The organism is Ulvibacter sp. 2305UL32-6, from assembly GCF_058148545.1.
Window position 1 is genome coordinate 1 of sequence record NZ_JBYVKA010000053.1, and the last position, 850, is coordinate 850.

An 850-nucleotide genomic window follows, 5' to 3' on the forward strand; every position below is an offset into this window, starting at 1 on the left:
AACAAGCTGAAAAAAATGCGAATACTGAAAATATACTTTTTGATTTTAATCTTGATTGTCGTTTCAGCCTGCAATAATTCGAAATTATCGAAAGAAGAAATTGAAACCAATGCCAAACGGATAACTGAATTACTAGACGAAAATAATATTGATGTTTTCAGAAAATGGAACTTTCATTATCGTGGAGGAGAAATATGGACTAAAAAAATTAAGGACTCAATAGTTTATTCTTGTTTTTATAAAAAAGAAAAAGATACAACTACTCTGATTTCATTCAACAGTTTCCTAAAGTCAAAAGAATTTCCTTGCCTAATCGAAATAGACACGTCAAAATACCACAGAATTGAATTCGAAAAAACAGAGAATGAGAATATTCGAATATTTGCAACTGACAATAATGGGACAGATGTTTTACTTATGGACAATCTTAAACTTAATGAAGTTTTCGGAAAAAGAAACCCTTTTATAAAAATAGACTCTTTGAGTAAATTGAAAGATGAACTTAAAGTTTACAGTATAGAACATCTTGAAAGATTAGGCGATTTTATTCAATTCTATATTACCTATGAGGATGTTTTGACATATATTCCTGATTATTCAAAACTTAATCCTTCATATAGCAAAGTTTGGATTAAAGAATTTTCTAAAGGAAAAAAAATCAGCGAAAATTGGAATTTAAGGAAACTCGACAAACCAAAAGACAATGGATAAAAAGCCAGTTGCCAACACCGTATATAATTTATTGCTAGTTCTAGCCTACTTACGAAAATCCTCTCGGATTTTCTATTCGGTTTGTATTTGCTAAATTAGGTGCTTAAAACACGCAACAAATCATATACAAACCCGTTGT

The 850-nt window shown here is 29.6% G+C and carries 1 protein-coding gene; it reads left to right on the forward strand.

Features of this window, described 5'->3' with window-relative positions; all coding sequences use genetic code 11:
* Positions 1-711: hypothetical protein (locus tag ACY2RU_RS17665; protein WP_490139806.1), on the forward strand; the 711-nt coding region annotated here is incomplete at its 5' end.
* Between the last annotated feature and the right edge of the window lie 139 nt (positions 712-850).